The organism is Frondihabitans sp. 4ASC-45 (genome assembly GCF_049472575.1).
Lineage (GTDB): Bacteria > Actinomycetota > Actinomycetes > Actinomycetales > Microbacteriaceae > Frondihabitans.
This window is the reverse complement of sequence record NZ_JBCEBN010000002.1, coordinates 291,275-308,621: the sequence shown is the minus strand read 5'-3', so window position 1 is coordinate 308,621 and position 17,347 is coordinate 291,275. Positions and strand designations below refer to the sequence as shown.

Annotated in this window: 15 protein-coding genes; 3 read left to right on the top strand and 12 right to left on the bottom strand. The window is 68.5% G+C overall.

Features of this window, described 5'->3' with window-relative positions; genetic code table 11:
- Positions 1 to 80: 80 nt before the first annotated feature.
- The 11 genes from VH571_RS05010 to VH571_RS04960 all read right to left on the bottom strand — a co-directional run bounded on the left by VH571_RS05010 (position 81) and on the right by VH571_RS04960 (position 10,590).
- A complete protein-coding gene (locus VH571_RS05010) occupies positions 81 to 509 on the bottom strand; it encodes a preprotein translocase subunit YajC (RefSeq protein WP_055958002.1) in 429 nt (142 codons plus the stop codon).
- A gap of 81 nt (positions 510 to 590) precedes the next feature.
- Positions 591 to 1,613 (bottom strand): Holliday junction branch migration DNA helicase RuvB, encoded by a 1,023-nt coding sequence (gene ruvB, locus VH571_RS05005; protein ID WP_423263586.1) that lies wholly within the window; start codon positions 1,611 to 1,613, stop codon positions 591 to 593.
- A gap of 8 nt (positions 1,614 to 1,621) precedes the next feature.
- A complete protein-coding gene (gene ruvA / locus VH571_RS05000; protein WP_423263585.1) occupies positions 1,622 to 2,233 on the bottom strand; it encodes a Holliday junction branch migration protein RuvA in 612 nt (203 codons plus the stop codon).
- Complete coding sequence (ruvC, locus tag VH571_RS04995) at positions 2,230 to 2,850, bottom strand: crossover junction endodeoxyribonuclease RuvC (protein ID WP_423263584.1); 621 nt, start codon at positions 2,848 to 2,850, stop codon at positions 2,230 to 2,232. The genes ruvA and ruvC overlap by 4 nt, the downstream gene beginning before the upstream one ends.
- Before the next feature lie 48 nt (positions 2,851 to 2,898).
- Positions 2,899 to 3,660 (bottom strand): YebC/PmpR family DNA-binding transcriptional regulator, encoded by a 762-nt coding sequence (locus VH571_RS04990; protein ID WP_055958016.1) that lies wholly within the window; start codon positions 3,658 to 3,660, stop codon positions 2,899 to 2,901.
- Between the two features lie 75 nt (positions 3,661 to 3,735).
- Positions 3,736 to 4,344, bottom strand: coding sequence for a pyridoxal 5'-phosphate synthase glutaminase subunit PdxT (gene pdxT / locus VH571_RS04985; RefSeq protein WP_123944245.1), 609 nt, complete (start codon positions 4,342 to 4,344; stop codon positions 3,736 to 3,738).
- Positions 4,345 to 4,363: 19 nt separating this feature from the next.
- Positions 4,364 to 5,266 carry a pyridoxal 5'-phosphate synthase lyase subunit PdxS gene (gene pdxS / locus VH571_RS04980; RefSeq protein WP_423263583.1) on the bottom strand — a complete coding sequence of 301 codons (903 nt, stop codon included), beginning with the start codon at positions 5,264 to 5,266 and terminating at the stop codon, positions 4,364 to 4,366.
- Between the two features lie 11 nt (positions 5,267 to 5,277).
- Complete coding sequence (locus VH571_RS04975) at positions 5,278 to 5,856, bottom strand: HIT family protein (protein ID WP_370544451.1); 579 nt, start codon at positions 5,854 to 5,856, stop codon at positions 5,278 to 5,280.
- Between the two features lie 2 nt (positions 5,857 to 5,858).
- Positions 5,859 to 7,877: a threonine--tRNA ligase gene (gene thrS / locus VH571_RS04970; RefSeq protein WP_423263582.1), complete on the bottom strand. Its 2,019-nt coding sequence runs from the start codon at positions 7,875 to 7,877 to the stop codon at positions 5,859 to 5,861.
- Positions 7,878 to 7,911: 34 nt separating this feature from the next.
- Complete coding sequence (locus VH571_RS04965) at positions 7,912 to 9,090, bottom strand: PQQ-dependent sugar dehydrogenase (protein WP_423263581.1); 1,179 nt, start codon at positions 9,088 to 9,090, stop codon at positions 7,912 to 7,914.
- 129 nt (positions 9,091 to 9,219) lie between these two features.
- Positions 9,220 to 10,590, bottom strand: coding sequence for a M23 family metallopeptidase (locus tag VH571_RS04960; protein WP_423263580.1), 1,371 nt, complete (start codon positions 10,588 to 10,590; stop codon positions 9,220 to 9,222).
- A gap of 102 nt (positions 10,591 to 10,692) precedes the next feature.
- On the opposite strand from VH571_RS04960, the gene VH571_RS04955 reads away from it, so the two are divergent.
- Positions 10,693 to 10,977: a hypothetical protein gene (locus VH571_RS04955; protein WP_055958032.1), complete on the top strand. Its 285-nt coding sequence runs from the start codon at positions 10,693 to 10,695 to the stop codon at positions 10,975 to 10,977.
- A 194-nt stretch (positions 10,978 to 11,171) separates the two neighbouring features.
- The gene (locus tag VH571_RS04950; protein WP_423263768.1) at positions 11,172 to 14,609 is read left to right on the top strand and encodes an AfsR/SARP family transcriptional regulator; all 3,438 of its coding nucleotides are present in this window, start codon (positions 11,172 to 11,174) and stop codon (positions 14,607 to 14,609) included.
- Here VH571_RS04950 and VH571_RS04945 read toward each other — a convergent pair.
- Complete coding sequence (locus tag VH571_RS04945; protein WP_423263579.1) at positions 14,606 to 15,034, bottom strand: hypothetical protein; 429 nt, start codon at positions 15,032 to 15,034, stop codon at positions 14,606 to 14,608. The genes VH571_RS04950 and VH571_RS04945 overlap by 4 nt on opposite strands.
- A 258-nt stretch (positions 15,035 to 15,292) precedes the next feature.
- Between VH571_RS04945 and VH571_RS04940 the strand changes: the two genes are divergently transcribed.
- Positions 15,293 to 17,344, top strand: a complete 2,052-nt coding sequence (locus tag VH571_RS04940; protein ID WP_423263767.1) for an acyl-CoA dehydrogenase — start codon at positions 15,293 to 15,295, stop codon at positions 17,342 to 17,344.
- The last annotated feature ends 3 nt before the right edge of the window (positions 17,345 to 17,347 follow it).

Sequence of the window (17,347 nt, the reverse complement as noted above, 5' to 3'; positions counted from 1 at the left end):
GCTTTCTCATGCGAAGAGGGCGTGCCGAGGCGAGCCCTCATCGGGTGGGGATCCGGCCAGACGGCCGGGATCGAGACGGATCAGGACTTGTCGGTGCCGGTCGACGGCGTTCCGTCGGTGTTCGGGTCGACGCGCTCTCCGAACGAGGGCTCGTTCGAGGTGATTGCGGTGTCTTTGTTGAGGCTGTAGCGGGGCTGGTCGGACGAGGATCCGACGATGCCGGTCTCGGTCGCAGGAACCTCGGCCACCACGGGCTCGACGATGCGGCCGAGGGTCTGGCGGTGCACCTTGATGATGGTGCCGGGCGCGATCTCGACCTCGGCGACGTTCTCGGCGTCGTCGATCGACACGAGCGTGCCGTAGATGCCGAACGTCAGCATGAGCTCAACACCGGGGACCATCTTGGTCTGGAGTTCGGCCTGCTCGTTCTGACGCTTGCGACGGTTGCGGAAGATGAAGAAGATCAACACCACCAGGAGGACGAGCATGATCGCGGTAGGTGCATCCATGAAATTTCTTCTTTCGCGTGGTGAGATGAGGTGGTTGTCGTCGCGTGAGATCAGACACGACCGCTGAGAAGCCTCCGGCGATTATAGGCCATCACCAAAAAGCCCCTCTGACTGTCGGGCGAGGCCGAAGTGCCGCCAGGCCTCGGGCGTGGCGATCCTTCCCCGCGGCGACCGGGTGAGCAGCCCCACTCGCACCAGGAAGGGTTCGACGACGGATTCGATCGTGTCAGCTTCTTCGCCGACCGACACGGCGAGCGTGTTCAACCCGACAGGGCCCCCGTCGAAGCGAGTGAGGATCGTCTCGAGGACGGCCCGGTCGAGCCGGTCGAGGCCGAGGGCGTCGACGTCGTACAGGTCGAGGGCGCCTCGGACGGTACAGAGATCGGCGCGCTGGCCGTGCACCAGGGCGAAGTCGCGGACGCGACGGAGCAGGCGGTTCGCGATGCGCGGGGTGCCTCGGCTGCGACCCGCGATCTCGCGGAGAGCCACGCCGTCGATGTCGATCTCGAGCAGCGACGCGGCCCGGCGGATGACCTCTTCGAGCTCGGATTCGTCATAGAACTCGAGGTGCGCCGTGAACCCGAAGCGGTCGCGCAGCGGGTTCGGCAGCAGCCCGGATCGCGTCGTCGCGCCGACAAGCGTGAAAGGCGAGAGTTCGAGCGGAATGCTCGTCGCGCCGGCACCTTTACCGACCATGATGTCGATGCGGTAATCCTCCATGGCGAGGTACAGCATCTCTTCCGCTGCCCTTGTCATTCGATGGATCTCGTCGATGAACAGCACTTCGCCGGGCACGAGCGACGACAGCACGGCTGCCAGATCGCCGGCGTGCTGGATGGCGGGGCCGCTCGACATGCGCAGCGGGCGGTTGCTCTCGTGCGCGACGATCATCGCCAGCGTCGTCTTGCCGAGACCGGGCGGGCCGGCCAGCAGGATGTGATCGGGGGTGCGCCCCTGCATGGCCGCCGCGCGGAGCAGCAGCTCGAGCTGGCCGCGCACCTTCGACTGCCCGACGAATTCGGTCAGCGACTTCGGCCGGAGGGCGCCCTCGAAGGCGAGCTCGGCATCGTTCTCGAGATCGGGGCGAGTGAGGTCGTCGCTCATGGGGGCGCTCAGCGACCGGCGCCGGAGCGCTGCGGCCCGAGGCGGGTGAGGGCGGCGCGGAGCAGCGCGGGCACGGCGGTCGTCACCGAGGCGTCGGCGGTGTCGACCACGTCGTCGATCGCGGCTTGCGCGTCGCGCTCCGACCAGCCGAGGCCGATGAGGGCGATCAGCACGTCGGAGGCGGTGGTCGATTTCGCCGTGACGGTCGGCGCCTGCATGCGCACGTCGAGTTTGCCGGTGAGTTGCACGACGATGAGCTTCGCCGTCTTGGGGCCGATTCCCGAAACCCGACGGAACGCCGCGTCGTCTTCGGTGGCGACGGCGGAGGCGATCTGGGTGGGCGTGAGGTGGCCCAGCACGCCGAGGGCCGACTTCGGGCCGACGCCGGTGACGCCGCGAAGCAGGTCGAAGATCTCGAGCTCGTCGGGAGTCGTGAAGCCGAAGAGCGCGAGGTCGTCTTCGCGTACGATCAGCGTCGTGAAGAGGTGAGCAGTCGAGCCGATGGGCAGCGAGAGCGCAAGCTGCGGCGTGACCGAGACCTTGAGCCCCACTCCCCCGACCTCGATCACCACGGTCGAACCGGATGCGGCGGCGACGGAACCGCGGAGGCTGGAGATCATCCCTTCAGCCTAGGAGCGCGCATCGACTTCTCGGCGTCACGCCACGCACGCTGAGCCGGAGTGAGAGCGCCCGGGGTGGGCGTTGTCGCAGAAAAACGGGAAAGCGACGAGGATCCGGCGGGCGTGCTCGCTCCCGGGGCGTTTCGGCGCCACGCATGGCAGATCGCCAGCGCCAGCGCGTCAGCCGCGTCGGCGGGCTTCGGCACCTCGTCGAGGCCGAGCAGCCGTGCCACCATGGCGCCGACCTGCTTCTTGTCGGCCGAGCCGTAGCCGGTCACAGCCGCCTTCACCTCGGACGGTGTGTGTAGGGCGACCGGGATGCCGCGCTCGGCGGCGGCGCGCAGGGCGAGCCCGCTCACCTGCGCGGTGCCCATCACCGTGCGCACGTTGTTCTGCGCGAAGACGCGTTCGATCGCCATCGCGTCGGGGCGGAACTCATCGACGAGCGCCTCGATGCCACGGCCGATGATCATCAGCCTCTGCTCGAGTGGAGCGTCGGCGGCCGACCGGATCGTGTGGACGGAAACGAGCTTCGGGACGCGGTTCGCGGCGACCTCGACGATGCCGACACCGCAGCGGGTGAGGCCGGGGTCGACCCCCAGCACACGAAGGGTCATTGGAGCCCGGTCGTTCGCACGCCCGGGCTCACCACGATCGTCGCCCGCTTACTCGTCGTCGTCGAGCTCGGCCTGCACGTCGGCCGTCACGTCGATGTTGCTGTAGACGTTCTGCACGTCGTCATCGTCGTCGAGGGCGTCGATGAGACGGAACACCTTGCGAGCGGTCTCGGCGTCAGCCTCGACCTTGAGGCCGGGCACGAACTCGATGTCGGCGGCGTCGTAATCGATGCCCGCCTCTTGGAGAGCGGTGCGCGTGGGAACAAGGTCGCTGGGGTCGGTCTGGATCTCGAAGCCCGCACCCTGGTCGATGACGTCTTCGGCACCGGCGTCGAGTACGGCGCCCATCACGTCGTCTTCGGTCAGATCGCCCGACTTCATCACCGTGATGACGCCCTTGCGGGCGAAGTTGTAGGCCACGCTGCCCGGGTCGGCCATCGTGCCGCCGTTGCGCGACATGACCGTGCGGACGTTGGCGGCCGCGCGGTTCTTGTTGTCGGTGAGGCACTCGATCATGAGAGCGATGCCATTGGCGGCATAGCCCTCGTAGATGATCGTCTGGTAGTCGACGGCGTCACCAGTGAGGCCGGCACCGCGCTTGACGGCGCGGTCGATGTTGTCTTTGGGGACGGAGGTCTTCTTGGCCTTCTGGACGGCGTCGACGAGGGTCGGGTTGCCCTCGAAGTCGGCCCCGCCCATCTTGGCCGCGACCTCGATGTTCTTGATCAGCTTCGCGAACGACTTCGCGCGGCGACCGTCGACAACGGCCTTCTGGTGCTTGGTGGTTGCCCATTTAGAGTGGCCGGACACGGTGGCTCCTTCGCTTACTTTTGCTGCCGTGTCTTCTCGACACGAAGATCTCGATAAGTGTACCGGCCGCCCTCGTCAGGCGCGGCGAGCACGCACCTTCTCGACGAAGTACTCGTGAAAGCGGTAGTCGTGAGTCATCTCCGGGTGGAACGACGTTCCGAGCAGGTTGCCCTGCTCGACGGCGACGACGCGGCCGTCCGCCAGAGTGCCGAGCGGGCTCGCAAGGGGGCCGACCTCGTCGACCACCGGAGCGCGGATGAAGACCGCGTGTACCGGCTCTCCGTCGAGCACCGGCACGTCGAGGTCTTCTTCGAACGAGTCGCGCTGCGAGCCGAAAGCGTTGCGGCGCACCGACACGTCGAGGCCCCCGAGGGTCTGCTGCCCGGCCATCCCGTCGAGGATCCGGTCGGCCAGCATGATCAGACCGGCGCACGTCCCGTAGACGGGCAGCCCCGAAGCGATCGCCGCCTTCAACGGCTCGGCGAGCTCGAACGTGCGCGAGAGCTTATCCATGACGCTGGATTCGCCGCCGGGGATGATCAGACCGTCGATCTCGTCGAGTTCGGCGGCACGCCGGACGGTCACCGCCTTCTCGCCGAGGGACGAGACGACGTGCAGATGCTCGCGGAAGTCACCCTGGAGGGCCAGGACGCCGATCGTGAGCGGGGATCCTTCGTGTGTCACCGTCGTGTGGACGCCCGCGCTACCAGCCGCGCTCGGCGAGGCGGTGCGGTGCGGGGATGTCGGCGACGTTGATGCCGACCATGGCCTCGCCCAGACCGCGAGAGGCCTCGGCCACGACCCTGGCGTCGTCGAAGAACGTGGTCGCCTTGACGATGGCGGCGGCCCGCGTTGCAGGGTCACCCGACTTGAAGATGCCGGATCCGACGAAGACGCCGTCGGCACCGAGCTGCATCATCAGCGCCGCGTCGGCGGGGGTGGCCACGCCACCGGCGGTGAAGAGGACGACGGGGAGCTTGCCGGTCGCCGCGACCTCGCGCACGGTCTCGATCGGAGCCTGCAGCTCTTTCGCGGCGACGTAGAGCTCGTCTTCGCGAAGGTGGCGGAGGGCCGCGATCTCTTTCGTGATGGTGCGGATGTGCTTGGTCGCCTCGGAGACGTCGCCGGTGCCGGCCTCGCCCTTGGAGCGGATCATCGCGGCACCCTCGGTGATGCGACGGAGCGCCTCGCCGAGGTTGGTGGCGCCGCAGACGAAGGGAACGGTGAACTTCCACTTGTCGATGTGGTTGACGTAATCGGCGGGGCTCAGTACCTCGGACTCGTCGATGTAGTCGACGCCGAGCGTCTCGAGGATCTGCGCCTCGACGAAGTGGCCGATGCGGGCCTTCGCCATGACCGGGATGTTCACGGCCTTGATGATCTCGTCGATCATGTCGGGGTCGGACATGCGAGCGACGCCGCCCTGAGCACGGATGTCGGCGGGAACACGCTCGAGAGCCATGACCGCGGTGGCACCGGCGTCTTCAGCGATGCGGGCCTGCTCGACATTGATGACGTCCATGATGACGCCGCCCTTGAGCATGTCGGCCAAGCCGCGCTTGACGAGAGAGGATCCGGTAGTCGAGGTGGGGGTGCTGTCGCTCATAATCGCCTAGCTTACGGGGTTGACGCCGGTGCGTCCGGGCCCATAGGCCAAGCCCGAGAGACCGCGTCGCGCACGTCGCCGAGCAGGTGGGTGACCGCTTTGGTCTCGGCGACAATCGGGAAGAAGTTCGAGTCGCCCGCGTAGCGGGGCACGACGTGCTGGTGCAGGTGCGCCGCGATTCCGGCGCCACCCACGCTGCCCTGGTTCATGCCCAGGTTGAAGCCCTGCGCGTGCGAGACCTCGGTCAGCACCCGCATGGCGATCTGAGTCAGCGAACCGATCTCGGCGACCTCGTCGGGGGTCGCCTCGTCGTAGGTCGCGATGTGCCGGTAGGGGCAGACGAGCAGGTGACCCGGGTTGTACGGGAACAGGTTCAGCAGGACGAACGCGTGCTGGCCGCGCGCGACGATCAGGGCTTTCTCGTCGGACTCCCCCGGTGCCTCGCAGAACGGGCACCCGCCCTTGCCGCCCGGGCCGTTCTCGACGTAGACCGCCCGGTGCGGCGTCCAGAGACGTTGGAAGGCATCGGGCGCCGCCGCGAACGAGCGGGACGACTCGGCGTTCTCGTGCTCGTTCGCGGCGTCGGTCACCGTCAGACCTGCGCCTTCGTCTCGATGGCCTCGACGATCTTGGCGATCGCGTCGGCGACCGGGATGCCGTTCTCCTGCGACCCGTCGCGGTAGCGGAAGCTCACCGAGCCCGCGGCACGATCTTCTTCGCCGGCGATGAGCTGGAAGGGCACCTTGGCCTTCGTGTGCGTGCGGATCTTCTTGGGCATGCGGTCGTTGCCGTGGTCGATCTGCACCCGAACGCCCGCGGCCCGGAGCTGGGCGCCGATGCTGTCGAGGTAGTCGCCGTACTCGTCGGCCACGGGGATGCCGACGACCTGGACGGGAGCGAGCCACACGGGGAACGCCCCGGCGTAGTGCTCGGTGAGCACGCCGAAGAAGCGCTCGATGGAACCGAACAGGGCACGGTGGATCATCACGGGTCGCTGGTGCGAGCCGTCGGTAGCGGTGTAGTCGAGGTCGAAGCGTTCGGGCAGGTTGAAGTCGAGCTGCACCGTCGACATCTGCCAGGTGCGGCCGATCGCGTCGCGGGCCTGCACCGAGATCTTCGGGCCGTAGAACGCGGCGCCGGCAGGGTCGGGCACGAGCTCGAGCCCCGTCTCGCGGGCGACCTGGGCCAGGGTCTCGGTCGCTTCCTCCCAGGTGGCGTCGTCGCCGACGTACTTCTCAGGATCTTTCGTCGAGAGCTCGAGGTAGAAGTCGTTGAGACCGTAATCCTTGAGCAGCGACAGCACGAACCCGAGCGTGTTCTTCAGCTCGTTCGCCATCTCCTCGCGGGTGGTGAAGATGTGCGCGTCGTCCTGCGTCATGCCGCGGACGCGCGTGAGGCCGTGGATGACGCCCGACTTCTCATTGCGGTACACGGTGCCGAACTCGAAAAGACGGAGAGGCAGGTCGCGGTAAGACCGGCCCTGCGAGCGGTACACGAGGATGTGCATCGGGCAGTTCATCGGCTTGAGGTAGTAGTCGGCGCCCTGGCGGACGATCTCGCCCTCCTCGTTGCGTGCCTCGTCGAGGTGCATCGCCGGGAACATGCCGTCTTTGTACCAGTCGAGGTGACCGGAGGTCTCGTACAGGTTCGACTTGGTGATGTGGGGCGTATAGACGAACTCGTAGCCCTCCTGCTCGTGGCGCTTGCGCGAATAATCTTCCATCTCGCGGCGGATGATGCCGCCCTTGGGGTGGAAGACGGCGAGCCCGGAACCGAGCTCGTCGGGGAACGAGAAGAGGTCGAGTTCGGCGCCGAGCTTGCGGTGGTCGCGCTTGGCGGCCTCCTCGAGGCGGGCGAGGTGCTCGCGCAGCTCGTCTTTCGTGGCCCAGGCGGTGCCGTAGATGCGCTGCAGCTGCTTGTTCTTCTCGGAGCCGCGCCAGTAGGCGGCCGCGTTCCGCATGAGCTTCCAGCCGTTCTGGATGAGCCTCGTCGACGGCAAGTGCGGGCCACGGCAGAGGTCGCGCCAGACGACGTCGCCGGTCTTCGCGTCGACGTTGTCGTACACGGTGAGCTCGGCGCCGCCGATCTCGACCGCCTCTCCGGCATCGCCCGCGGCCTGGTCGAGGTCGGAACCGCCCTTGAGGCCGATCAGTTCGAGCTTGTACGGCTCGTTGGCCATCAGCTCGCGAGCCTCGTCTTCGGTGACCACGCGGCGCACGAAGCGCTGGTTCGCCTTGACGATGCGCTCCATGACCTTCTCGATGGCCTTGAGGTCGTCAGGAGTGAACGGCTCGGCGACGTCGAAGTCGAAGTAGAACCCGTCGGTGACGGGAGGGCCGATGCCGAGCTTCGCCTCCGGGTTGATGGACTGGACGGCCTGCGCCATCACGTGCGCCGTCGAGTGACGCAGGATCTCGAGACCCTGTGGCGAGTTGATCGAGACCGGCTCGGCAACGATGCCGGGCTCGAAGGTCGTGGCCATGTCGAACAGCGCGCCGTCGACGCGGACCGCCACGATGCTGCGGTCGGGGAACAGGTCGAAACCCGTGGCCGTCTCGGTGACCTCTCGCGGTTCGAGGGGATTACTCACGGGTGCGACGGCATCTGACACGGGTGTTCCTTTGCTTTCAGGGGTTTCGACCAGTTTACCGACCGGGAAGCGGCACCGAGACGAGACGGTCGTCGGAGTCTGCAGGCGCGCCACGGCCATCGGTGTTGCTGGTGAGGATCCAGAGGGAACCGTCGGATCCTTCGCTCACGTCTCGAAGACGGCCGAGTTCGCCCTCCAGGCTGGATGTGACGGAGAAGTCGTCGCCGGGCGTGATGGTCCAGAGTCGTTCGCCGCCGAGGCCGGCCAGGTAGAGGTGGTCGCCGATCGCGGCGAGTCCACTCGGGCTGGCCTCGTCGGTGGTCCAGGTCACCTTCGGGTCGGTGTAGCCGTCTCCGCCGCCCGTGCCCTCGACCTCGGGCCAGCCGTAGTTGTTGCCGGCCTCGATGAGGTTGAGCTCGTCGAACTCGTTCTGCCCGAACTCGCTGGCCCACATCCGCCCGTCATCGCTCCAGGCGATGCCCTGCGGGTTACGGTGGCCCATCGACCACACCAGCGAGTCGTCGAACGGATTGCCTGGGGGGACATCGCCGTCAGGGGTCATGCGCAGGATCTTGCCATTGAGCGAGTCGCGGTCCTGGGCCGCCGTCGGGTCGCCCGCGTCGCCGACCGTGACGTAGAGCAGACCGTCGGGACCGAAGGCGATGCGGCCGCCGTCGTGATTGGACGCCTTAGCGAGACCGTCGAGGATCGTCACCTGTGACGACAGACCGTAGGATCCCGCGGCACCGGTGAGCGCGACCCGCACGATGCGGTTATCGGTGGCGGTGGTCTCGTAGGCGTAGAGCCGATCGGGGTCGGCCGGGTCGAGCGCCAGGCCGAGCAGGCCGCCCTCCCCCTCGTGTACGACGCCTTCGATAACACCCACGTCGCGCTTCGAGCCGTCGGCTTCGACTTCGACGACGGTGCCATCGTCACGCTGGCTGATGAGGATCGAGCCGTCCGTCGTGCGGACCATCGACCAGGGGGCTTCGAGTCCGGTGGCGATGTCGGTGATGGGTGTCGTGGTGCCCTTGCTGTCGCCGGTGCTGTCGCGTTCGCCGCGCGATGCATCGGAACCGCCGCTGCATCCGGAGAGCAACAGCGCGGTGAGAGCAGCGGGCAGAATCGCGAGTCGTCGTCGGTTCATGCGGCCATCGTGCCCCGCCCGGCTGAGCGTCGCGCGCGTCGCCGCGTCGGCGAGACTCCAGTAGTTGCGGGTGCGCAGGTGTGCCACCCGCAACTACTGGAGTCTCGCTCTGAGCCACGGCGAAACTCCACAAATGGCCCATCACGCCGGCGCGGACGGACCACTTGGGGAGTCTCGCGACACGGGGTGCGTGAGCGTGCGGAGAGAAAGAGAGAGCTAGCGCGAAGCCAAGTACGCCATCGGGTCGGTGGCCACACCATTGAGTCGGATCTCGAAGTGAAGGTGGCATCCCGTCGACACACCCGTGTTGCCGACACCGGCGATGTTCTGCCCGGCGCTGACCGTCTGCCCGGCCTGCACGTAGATGCCGGTCGTGTAGAGATGGCCGTAGGCGCTCGAGACGCCGTTGCCGTGATCGATGATGATCATGTTGCCGTAGCCGCCCGAGGGGCCGGCGTAGCTGACCGTGCCCGCGTGCGTCGCGTAGATCGGAGTGCCGCAGGAGGCGGAGAAGTCGGCGCCGGAGTGCAGGCGGTAGTCGTGGTAGACGGGGTGGTACCGGTAGCCGTACGCCTGATAGAAGCTGTACGCGGTGATCGGTTTCGTCCAGCCGGATCCTGCGCCCGGGTTGGGGGCGCTGCTGCCGCCACCGGTCGAGGGAGCCGGCGTGGAGGGGGTGGACGGAGTCGAGGGGGCCGCCGGTTGAGCCGCTGCCGCAGCAGCCTGGGCGGCCGCTGCATCGGCTGCCGCCTTCGCTGCCGCTGCCTCACGGGCCCGCGCTGCCGCAGCTGCCCGCGCTGCTGCTGCCGCGCGCGCTTTGACGCCGTCCTGGTAGCCGTCTTCGATCGACAGCCGGTCGTTGCGCAGGGTCGCGAGCTGCGCCTTCATCACGCCGAGGTTGTCTTGCTGCTCCGCCTCGGCCGAGGAGGCCGCTGCCGTCGCCGCGGCGGCCCGCTCGAGGGCTTTCTGCGAGGCGTCGGCGAGGCGGGTCCGCTCCGTCTTGGCCAGCTTCGCCTGCGCGGCGAGGGCTTCGGCGGTGTTCGTCGCCTTCTGGGCCTCGTCGTAGAGCTTGTCGACCTGGTCGCCGATCTTCGCCGACATGCTGAGGCCCTTGAGGAATTCACCCGGCTTGCTCTCGCCGAAGAGCAGGTGGGTGGTCATGTTGCTGCTGCCCGGCCGGGCAAGCGTCGCTGCTATCTGCCCTACTGCAACTCCGAGTTCATCTGCCTGCTTCTGGGCCTTCTTCTGCTCGGCGACGATTTTGTCGTACTTGCCGGCGGCGAGGTCGAGCTCGTCTCGGGCGTTTTGAAACTCCTCGCCGGCTTTGTCGGCGGCGGCCTGAGCCGTGGCCGTCGCCTGCTCGAGCTCAGCGATGAGCGAGGTGAGCGAGCCGATCTGCTTGTTCTTCGCCCCTTCACTGCCGCGGGCCTGCTCGACGTCGTCCCAGCTCGGATACGCGTCGGCCTCGGCGGGCGCGGCGACGAATAGCGGGAGTGCGAAAGCGAGCGCGAGGGCCCCCACGCTGATGCGACGGCGGGTGTGCGAGAGGGGGGCGCGCTGCGGCGGCGCGGAGAAAGACCGAGTCATGACAGATGTGAGCGTTGCAGATGTGACTGGTGTGACGCAAGGGGCAGACGCGAAGTGGGGCCGTCACTGAGACCGGTCGAGGAGTCTAGGTTGGTCTCTCAGATGTTCACGCTCACCCTTCCTCCCCTCGTCCACGACGCCGCAGCCGGTCGTGATCTCGCATCTGCCGTGCCAGACGAAGCGGCCGCCCACGTCGAGATCGACGCCAGTCTCGTGGCTCTGGCGGATCACGCTTTCGTCGGCGAGCTCCTCGACGGGCTCCTCGAACGCGGGCTCGAAGTGCTCGTGGTCGGGGGCGCGGCCGATGACCTCCAGGAGGCGTTCGTCGCCTCGGCTCGGGGGCGCGAATTCGGTGAGCTCTGGTTCGCCACCGACACGGCGGCCTGACCCTCGACGGTACGCCGGGGTTCTCTCTTGCCAATTTGAGAGCGATCCTGGCCAGTAGGAGCGCACGCCGGGCTTTTCGGCTCAAATCGCTCGCATAGTGGCGGCCGCGGAGGCGCTCACCCACTCAGCCGCGTAAAGATACATCGCCGATGTATCGCAGAAACAAGCGGGGTCACTAGACTCAGCGAGTGCCCATGCCCGATGTTCCCGTCGTCTCCGTCGGTGTGCTCGGGCCTCTTCGGGTGGCCGGTGCCACGACCGCAGCCGAGACTGTCTCGCCTGCCGGGCCCCGCGCGAAGACACTCGTCGTCGCGCTGACACTCGCAGGATCCGACGGGGTCACCTCCGCCCGCCTCATCGACGATCTCTGGGGTGACGAGCCGCCCGTCTCGGCGAAGGCCGCGCTCCAGACCCTGATCTCTCGCCTTCGCCAGTCAGTCGCTCCGGGCGTCATCGTCTCGACCCCGACCGGCTACCGTCTCGGCGACCCTCGGGCGAGCGACCTCCAGGTGGCTCGTTCGCTTCTTACAACCGCGAGGATCCGGCCCGGCGCCGATCCGGCCACCGTGACCTCTCTCACCGGCGAAGCCCTCCGCCTCTGGCGGGGAGCGCCCGGCTCCGACCTCGAGCCCGGACCGGTGACCGACGAGCTGACCCGCGTGGCCGCCGCCCTCCGAGCGGATCTCCTCCGGGTCGCGGCGACCGCCCGATGTGATCTCGGAGACACGGTCGGAGCCCTGGAGGCCCTCGACGAGTTGACTGCCGACGCGGTGGGTCTGGAGCACGAAGACCTGGTCGTGCTCCGGATGCGGATCTTGAGCGGAAGCGATCGCCGCACCGAGGCGCTCCAGGTCTTTGCGTCGTACCGGGAGCGTCTCGCCGATGAGCTCGGCACGGGGCCCTCGAGCGCCCTCGTCGCGCTGAACGCCGAATTGCTTGCCGCCGAGGACGATCCGCTCGACGACGGTCGCGCTCAGCAGGGGCCTGTCGAACCAGCCCCGAGCGCCGCCGCACCGGCTCGCCGGGGTGCGCACATCGCACTCGGCCTCCGCTCGGCCCCGAACGAACTGCTCGGACGGTCGTCCGACGTCGACCGGATCGAGGCCCTGCTCGAGCACGCCCGACTGGTCACGATCCTCGGCCCGGGCGGGCTCGGCAAGACGCGGCTGGCTCAGGAGGTGGCGCATCGTGCTGCCGGGCAGTGGCCCCGCGTCGCCGTCGTCGAGCTGGCCGGCGTGCGGGACGGGGAGGACGTCTTGCTCGCCGTAGCGAGTGCCCTCGGGGTACGCGAGGTGAGTGCGCCGCGGATACGGCTCTCGGATCCTGGTGTCGGACCGGTCAGAGACCGACTTGTCGCCGTTCTCGCCGAGATGTCGACCCTGCTCGTCCTCGACAACTGCGAGCACGTCGTCGACGCCGCGGCCGGCCTGGTGTCGGAGCTGCTCGCCGAGACGTCCGAGCTGAGAGTCGTCGCCACGAGCCGCTCCCCGCTCGCGATCGGCGCCGAGACGGTGCACCCGCTCGGATCGCTGCGGAGCGACGGCGCGGCCGTGTCGCTGTTCGAGCAGCGGGCGAGGGCGGCTCGGCCCGGCGTGCTGCTCCCCCGCGACGTCGTCGTCAGGCTCTGCGATCGGCTCGACGGCCTGCCACTCGCGATCGAGCTCGCTGCGGCCCGGGTGCGGTCGCTGTCGGTCGACGAGATCGAACGGCGTCTGGGCAATCGCTTCGCCCTGCTCACCTCGGGTGACCGGTCGGCGCCCGAACGGCACCGGACTATCACGGCCGTGATCGACTGGTCGTGGAACCTCCTCGGCGACGATGAGCGAGTGCTGCTGCGACGACTGTCGCGGTTTCCGGACGGCTTCTCGGCCGACGCCGCCGAGCTGCTCGGTGCGGCACCGGGTGTATCAGCCGGTCGGCCGAACGACCGGGTCGTCCTGAGCCCGGGCGATATCGGGCTCGAACCCGTGGCAGTCGCCGACGCTCTCGACGGCCTCGTCCGCCAGTCGCTGCTCGGCGCCGCCGACGAGCCCGGCACCGGGCGGCTCCGCTACCGGATGCTCGAGACGGTGCGTGAATTCGGTGACCTCCGACTCGCCGAAGCAGCCGAGGAGGAGCTCGTCAGCGACGGCATGTTCGCCTGGGCCGAGGCCTTCTCCCGGTCGATCCGGTCGAGCCTCGACGGCGCCGACCAGGTGCGGAGTTTCGCCCTCATGGCCGCCGAGCAAGACGACCTCGTCTTCGTGCTGCGGCAGGCCCTGGCCGAGAGCCGACGGGGTGTGGTCGCCGCGACCTTCGCCGCGCTCGGCTACTACTGGTCGCTGGCGGGCAACCACGCCGAGGTGCAGGCCTTCGCGCCCGAGGTGATCCGGGTGCTCCGCTCTGCGCCGGTGGAGGCCCGCTACCGCGACCCCGAGATCCTCTGCGCCTCGATCGCCGGCAGCCTCCTCGCCTTGGGGGACCGCCGGTCGGGGCTGCTCGCGGTGGCGCACCTCCGGAGCCTTCGGGCGAGCGGTCCTGCGCAGGATCCTCGCCTCGACGCTCTCTCTGGCCTTTTCTTGGCGACCGTCGTTGATCCGCCCGCATTCCGTCGGCGCCTGAAGGAGGCCCTCGCATCGGGCGACGATGTGATCGTCGAACTCGCCTCCGCGATCGACGGCCAGACCGCTGAGAACGAGGGGCGAGTCGGTGACGCGTTCCGGCTGGCGCTCCGAGCGCACGAGAGCGCCGTCGCGAACGGCCACGTCTGGACGATCGGGACCACCGCCTCGTCGCTCGCCGAACTGGCAAGCCAGTCGGCCGACCCGGAGGCGGCCCTCGGCTGGTCAAATGTCGCACGAGAAGCGCTCGAGAGCCTCGGAGCCGCCGGCGACCTGCAGGAGGTCGCCTTCCGGCGGGCCATGGCGGAGCTCTCGCTCGGACGGTACGACGCGGCGCGGCGGTACTTCGAGGGGGTGCTCGTCGACGAAGAGAACCAGGGCGAGGATCCGGGTGGCTCACGCCTCATGAGCAGGGTCGGCCTCGCCGAGGTAGCTCTGGCCGAGGGGCAGGCCGACGAGGGCGTCCGCCTCTACGACGAAGCGCTGGCGATCTTCCGAGGGGAGCAGTCGCGGTCGCGGTCGCCTCTCGCACTCCTAGTGGCTGCTGCTGCGCTGGCCGCGCACGTGCGCGGGGGCGCGGCGTTCGGTGGTGGGCTGTCGACCAGCGCGTCGGCTCCGTCGCGGGCTCCATCCTTGGCGAATCGGCTTCGCACCCGGCTTCTGGCGACGCACCGTCTCTCGGGGGCATTCGAGGACGTCCCTATCGCGGGGGCTGCCGTTTTTGCGCTGGGCGTGTGGATCCTCGGCTCGTCGTCCGGGTCTTCGTCTGGGCCTGCCTCCGGTTCGTCGTCGGAGCCGGCCGCCGGGCACTGGCCCACGTCGCTCGGACTGCGGCTGCTCTCGCTCGCCGAGACGATGCAGGGGCGACAGGAGGTGCCGTCTCTCGTGCGCGCGGATGCCGTTGCCGGAGTGACGGGTCGGTTCGGCGCCGAGATGATGGAGGCCGCGCGGGCGTCCGCGGCGCTTCTGACGCCGTCGGAGGCCTACGCCGAGGCGCTGGAGCTGCTCGTGGATCGTCGGTTGCGCGCCTAGCGCGGTGAGGTCGCCGGTGCCTCGCCGATCGCGGTGGTGCCCGTGGTGTCTTTCGCGTCGGGCTCGTCGATCGCGTCCGACTCGTCTTCCGTCTCGAGCTCGAGGTCGTCGAGGTCGTACGAGTGAGTCGTGGGGGCGGGGAACTCGGGTGCCTGGGCGGCTCGCCACGTGATGGACATGGATGTCAACGCCAAGAGGGCCCCGATGACGCCGGCCGCGATCAAGAGGCCGCCGACCGTGCTGCCCGACTGGGCGGCGAAGAGCTTGGGGTAGTCGGCCGTGCCCGAGGCGTAGACCGCGGCTTCCTTCGCGTTCGACTGGGTCATGAGGAGGTAGCCCCCCGCCACGACGACGAGCGACACCAGCCACAGGACCATGCGCGGAATGTTGATGCGGGCAAAACGGCGGGAGGAGCTGAGCGACATGACGACTTTCGATGGAGGGGTGCGATCCGGTCCGGATCACAGCGAACCTACGGAGGCCGCCTTGGCATCGCTTATGAGTGGGCTCGGGGTCGTCGATGAATGCGTGCCGGGCGCAGTAGCTACCCCCGACCTGGAGGAATCCGACAAACGCACGCCCGGCGAGACTGACAACGTGTGTAGCGGCCCACGGATGATTTCGACACCGTCGCGGAGGGTTCTACCGTGAGCCAGAACCCCACCGGAACGGAATCAACGCTGATGACACGTCTCGAAGAAATCACTGCGCGCGCAACCACACCTGCAGCGGCGCCCACCACGCCTCTGACCACCGCGGCCGACACCCTCGACACCGCCTGGCTCGGCGAGTACCTGCTCGGACGGTGGTCCGAGGCGCGCAAGCACTCCCGCGAGCTGCTGCGCGACGACGCCTTCCACCGGCACGCCGACCTCACCCTCGCCGAACAGCGCGAGCGCTGCTTCGGCCAACTGCATCAGCTGCTCGAACGCGGGGCAGTCCTGCGCGCGTTCCCGACGCACCTGGGTGGAAGCGACGACCACGGCGGCAATATCGCCGCGTTCGAAGAGATCGTCTCCGCGGATCCCTCGCTTCAGATCAAGGCGGGTGTGCAGTGGGGCCTCTTCGGCTCTGCCGTGATGCACCTCGGAACCGAGTACCACCACGAGACCTTCCTGCCCGGCATCATGAACCTCGAGGTGCCGGGGGCCTTCGCCATGACCGAGACCGGCCACGGCTCCGACGTCGCATCCATCGGCACCACCGCGACGTACGACGCCGACGCCGAAGAGTTCGTGATCCAGACGCCGTTCCGCGCCGCCTGTAAGGACTACCTCGGCAACGCCGCCGTCCACGGCCGGGCGGCCGTCGTGTTCGCGCAGCTCGTGACGCAGGGCGTCGAGCAGGGAGTCCACGCCTTCTACGTGCCGATCCGTGACGACAACGGGTTCTTGCCAGGAGTCGGCGGCGAAGACGACGGCCTCAAAGGCGGCTTGAACGGCATCGACAACGGCCGACTGCACTTCGACGGGGTGCGAGTGCCGCGCACGAACCTCCTGAACCGCTACGGCGACGTCGCCCCTGACGGCAGCTACAGTTCGCCCATCGCCAGCAAGGGTCGACGGTTCTTCACCATGATCGGCACGCTCGTGCAGGGGCGGGTCTCGCTCGACGGCGCGTCGGTGGTCGCGTCCAAGCTGGCGCTCCATATCGCGATCACCTACGGCACCCAGCGTCGGCAGTTCACCGCCGCCGACCCGACGAGCGAGGTGGTGATCCTCGACTACCAGCGGCACCAGCGTCGCCTGCTCCCCCGCCTCGCCACGACCTACGCGATGTCGTTCGCGCACGAGAAGCTCCTCGCCGCGTTCGACGGCGTCTTCTCGGGCGAGCACGCCACCGACGCCGACCGGCAAGACCTCGAGACCCTGGCCGCCGCCCTCAAGTCGCTCAGCACCTGGTCGGCCCTCGACATCCTCCAGGAGGCTCGCGAGGCCTGCGGCGGTGTCGGATTCCTCGCCGAGAACCGCCTCACCCGGCTCCGAGCCGACCTCGACGTCTACGCGACCTTCGAGGGCGACAACACGGTTCTGCTGCAGCTCGTCGCCAAGCGCCTGCTGACCGACTACTCGAAGAAGTTCACCGGCGCCGATCCGCGCCGGGTGGCGACGCTCGTCGCTGGCCAGGTCGGACAGGCATCGGTGGACCGCTCCGGCTTACGACGCCTCGCCCAGACCGTGACAGATCGAGGATCCGTCGGCCGCGCCGTGGGGCACGTCCGCGATGCCGAATCGCAACGCCAGCTCCTCACCGGCCGCGTCGAGACGATGATCGCCGGTGTCGCGGCGAAGCTGCGCCCCGCCGCCAAGTCGGCGTCGGGAAAGCCCTCGCCCGTCGAAGCAGCCCGCCTATTCGACCAGAACCAGGACGAGCTGATCGAGGCGGCCATCGCCCACGCGGAGCTGCTCCAGTGGGAGGCCTTCACCGAGGCGCTGGCGAGTGTTCCCGATGAGGCGACCCGTCGGATCCTGACCTGGCTTCGCGATCTATTCGGCCTCGGGCTGATCGAGAAGCATCTTGCCTGGTACCTGATCCACGGGCGGCTGTCGGCGGCCCGCGCCACGGCCGTCACCGACTACATCGACGATCGCCTGCTGCCACGGCTGCGCCCGCACGCGCTCGGCCTGGTCGAGGCCTTCGGGTTTGCGCCCGAGCACGTGCGGGCGCCGATCGCGTCCGGGGCGGAGCAGCAGCGCCAAGACGAGGCCGCCGCCTACTACGCCTCCCGTCGCTGACGG

Excerpts from the sequence above, each read along its gene's own strand:
- pdxS (WP_423263583.1), bottom strand. The coding sequence starts at position 5,266 with ATGAGCGACAGCACCCCCACCTCGACTACCGGATCCTCTCTCGTCAAG.
- VH571_RS05010 (WP_055958002.1), bottom strand. The coding sequence starts at position 509 with ATGGATGCACCTACCGCGATCATGCTCGTCCTCCTGGTGGTGTTGATC.
- VH571_RS04955 (WP_055958032.1), top strand. The coding sequence starts at position 10,693 with ATGTTCACGCTCACCCTTCCTCCCCTCGTCCACGACGCCGCAGCCGGT.
- VH571_RS04945 (WP_423263579.1), bottom strand. The coding sequence starts at position 15,034 with ATGTCGCTCAGCTCCTCCCGCCGTTTTGCCCGCATCAACATTCCGCGC.
- VH571_RS04950 (WP_423263768.1), top strand. The coding sequence starts at position 11,172 with ATGCCCGATGTTCCCGTCGTCTCCGTCGGTGTGCTCGGGCCTCTTCGG.
- VH571_RS04960 (WP_423263580.1), bottom strand. The coding sequence starts at position 10,590 with ATGACTCGGTCTTTCTCCGCGCCGCCGCAGCGCGCCCCCCTCTCGCAC.
- ruvC (WP_423263584.1), bottom strand. The coding sequence starts at position 2,850 with ATGACCCTTCGTGTGCTGGGGGTCGACCCCGGCCTCACCCGCTGCGGT.
- ruvA (WP_423263585.1), bottom strand. The coding sequence starts at position 2,233 with ATGATCTCCAGCCTCCGCGGTTCCGTCGCCGCCGCATCCGGTTCGACC.
- ruvB (WP_423263586.1), bottom strand. The coding sequence starts at position 1,613 with ATGAGCGACGACCTCACTCGCCCCGATCTCGAGAACGATGCCGAGCTC.
- VH571_RS04940 (WP_423263767.1), top strand. The coding sequence starts at position 15,293 with ATGACACGTCTCGAAGAAATCACTGCGCGCGCAACCACACCTGCAGCG.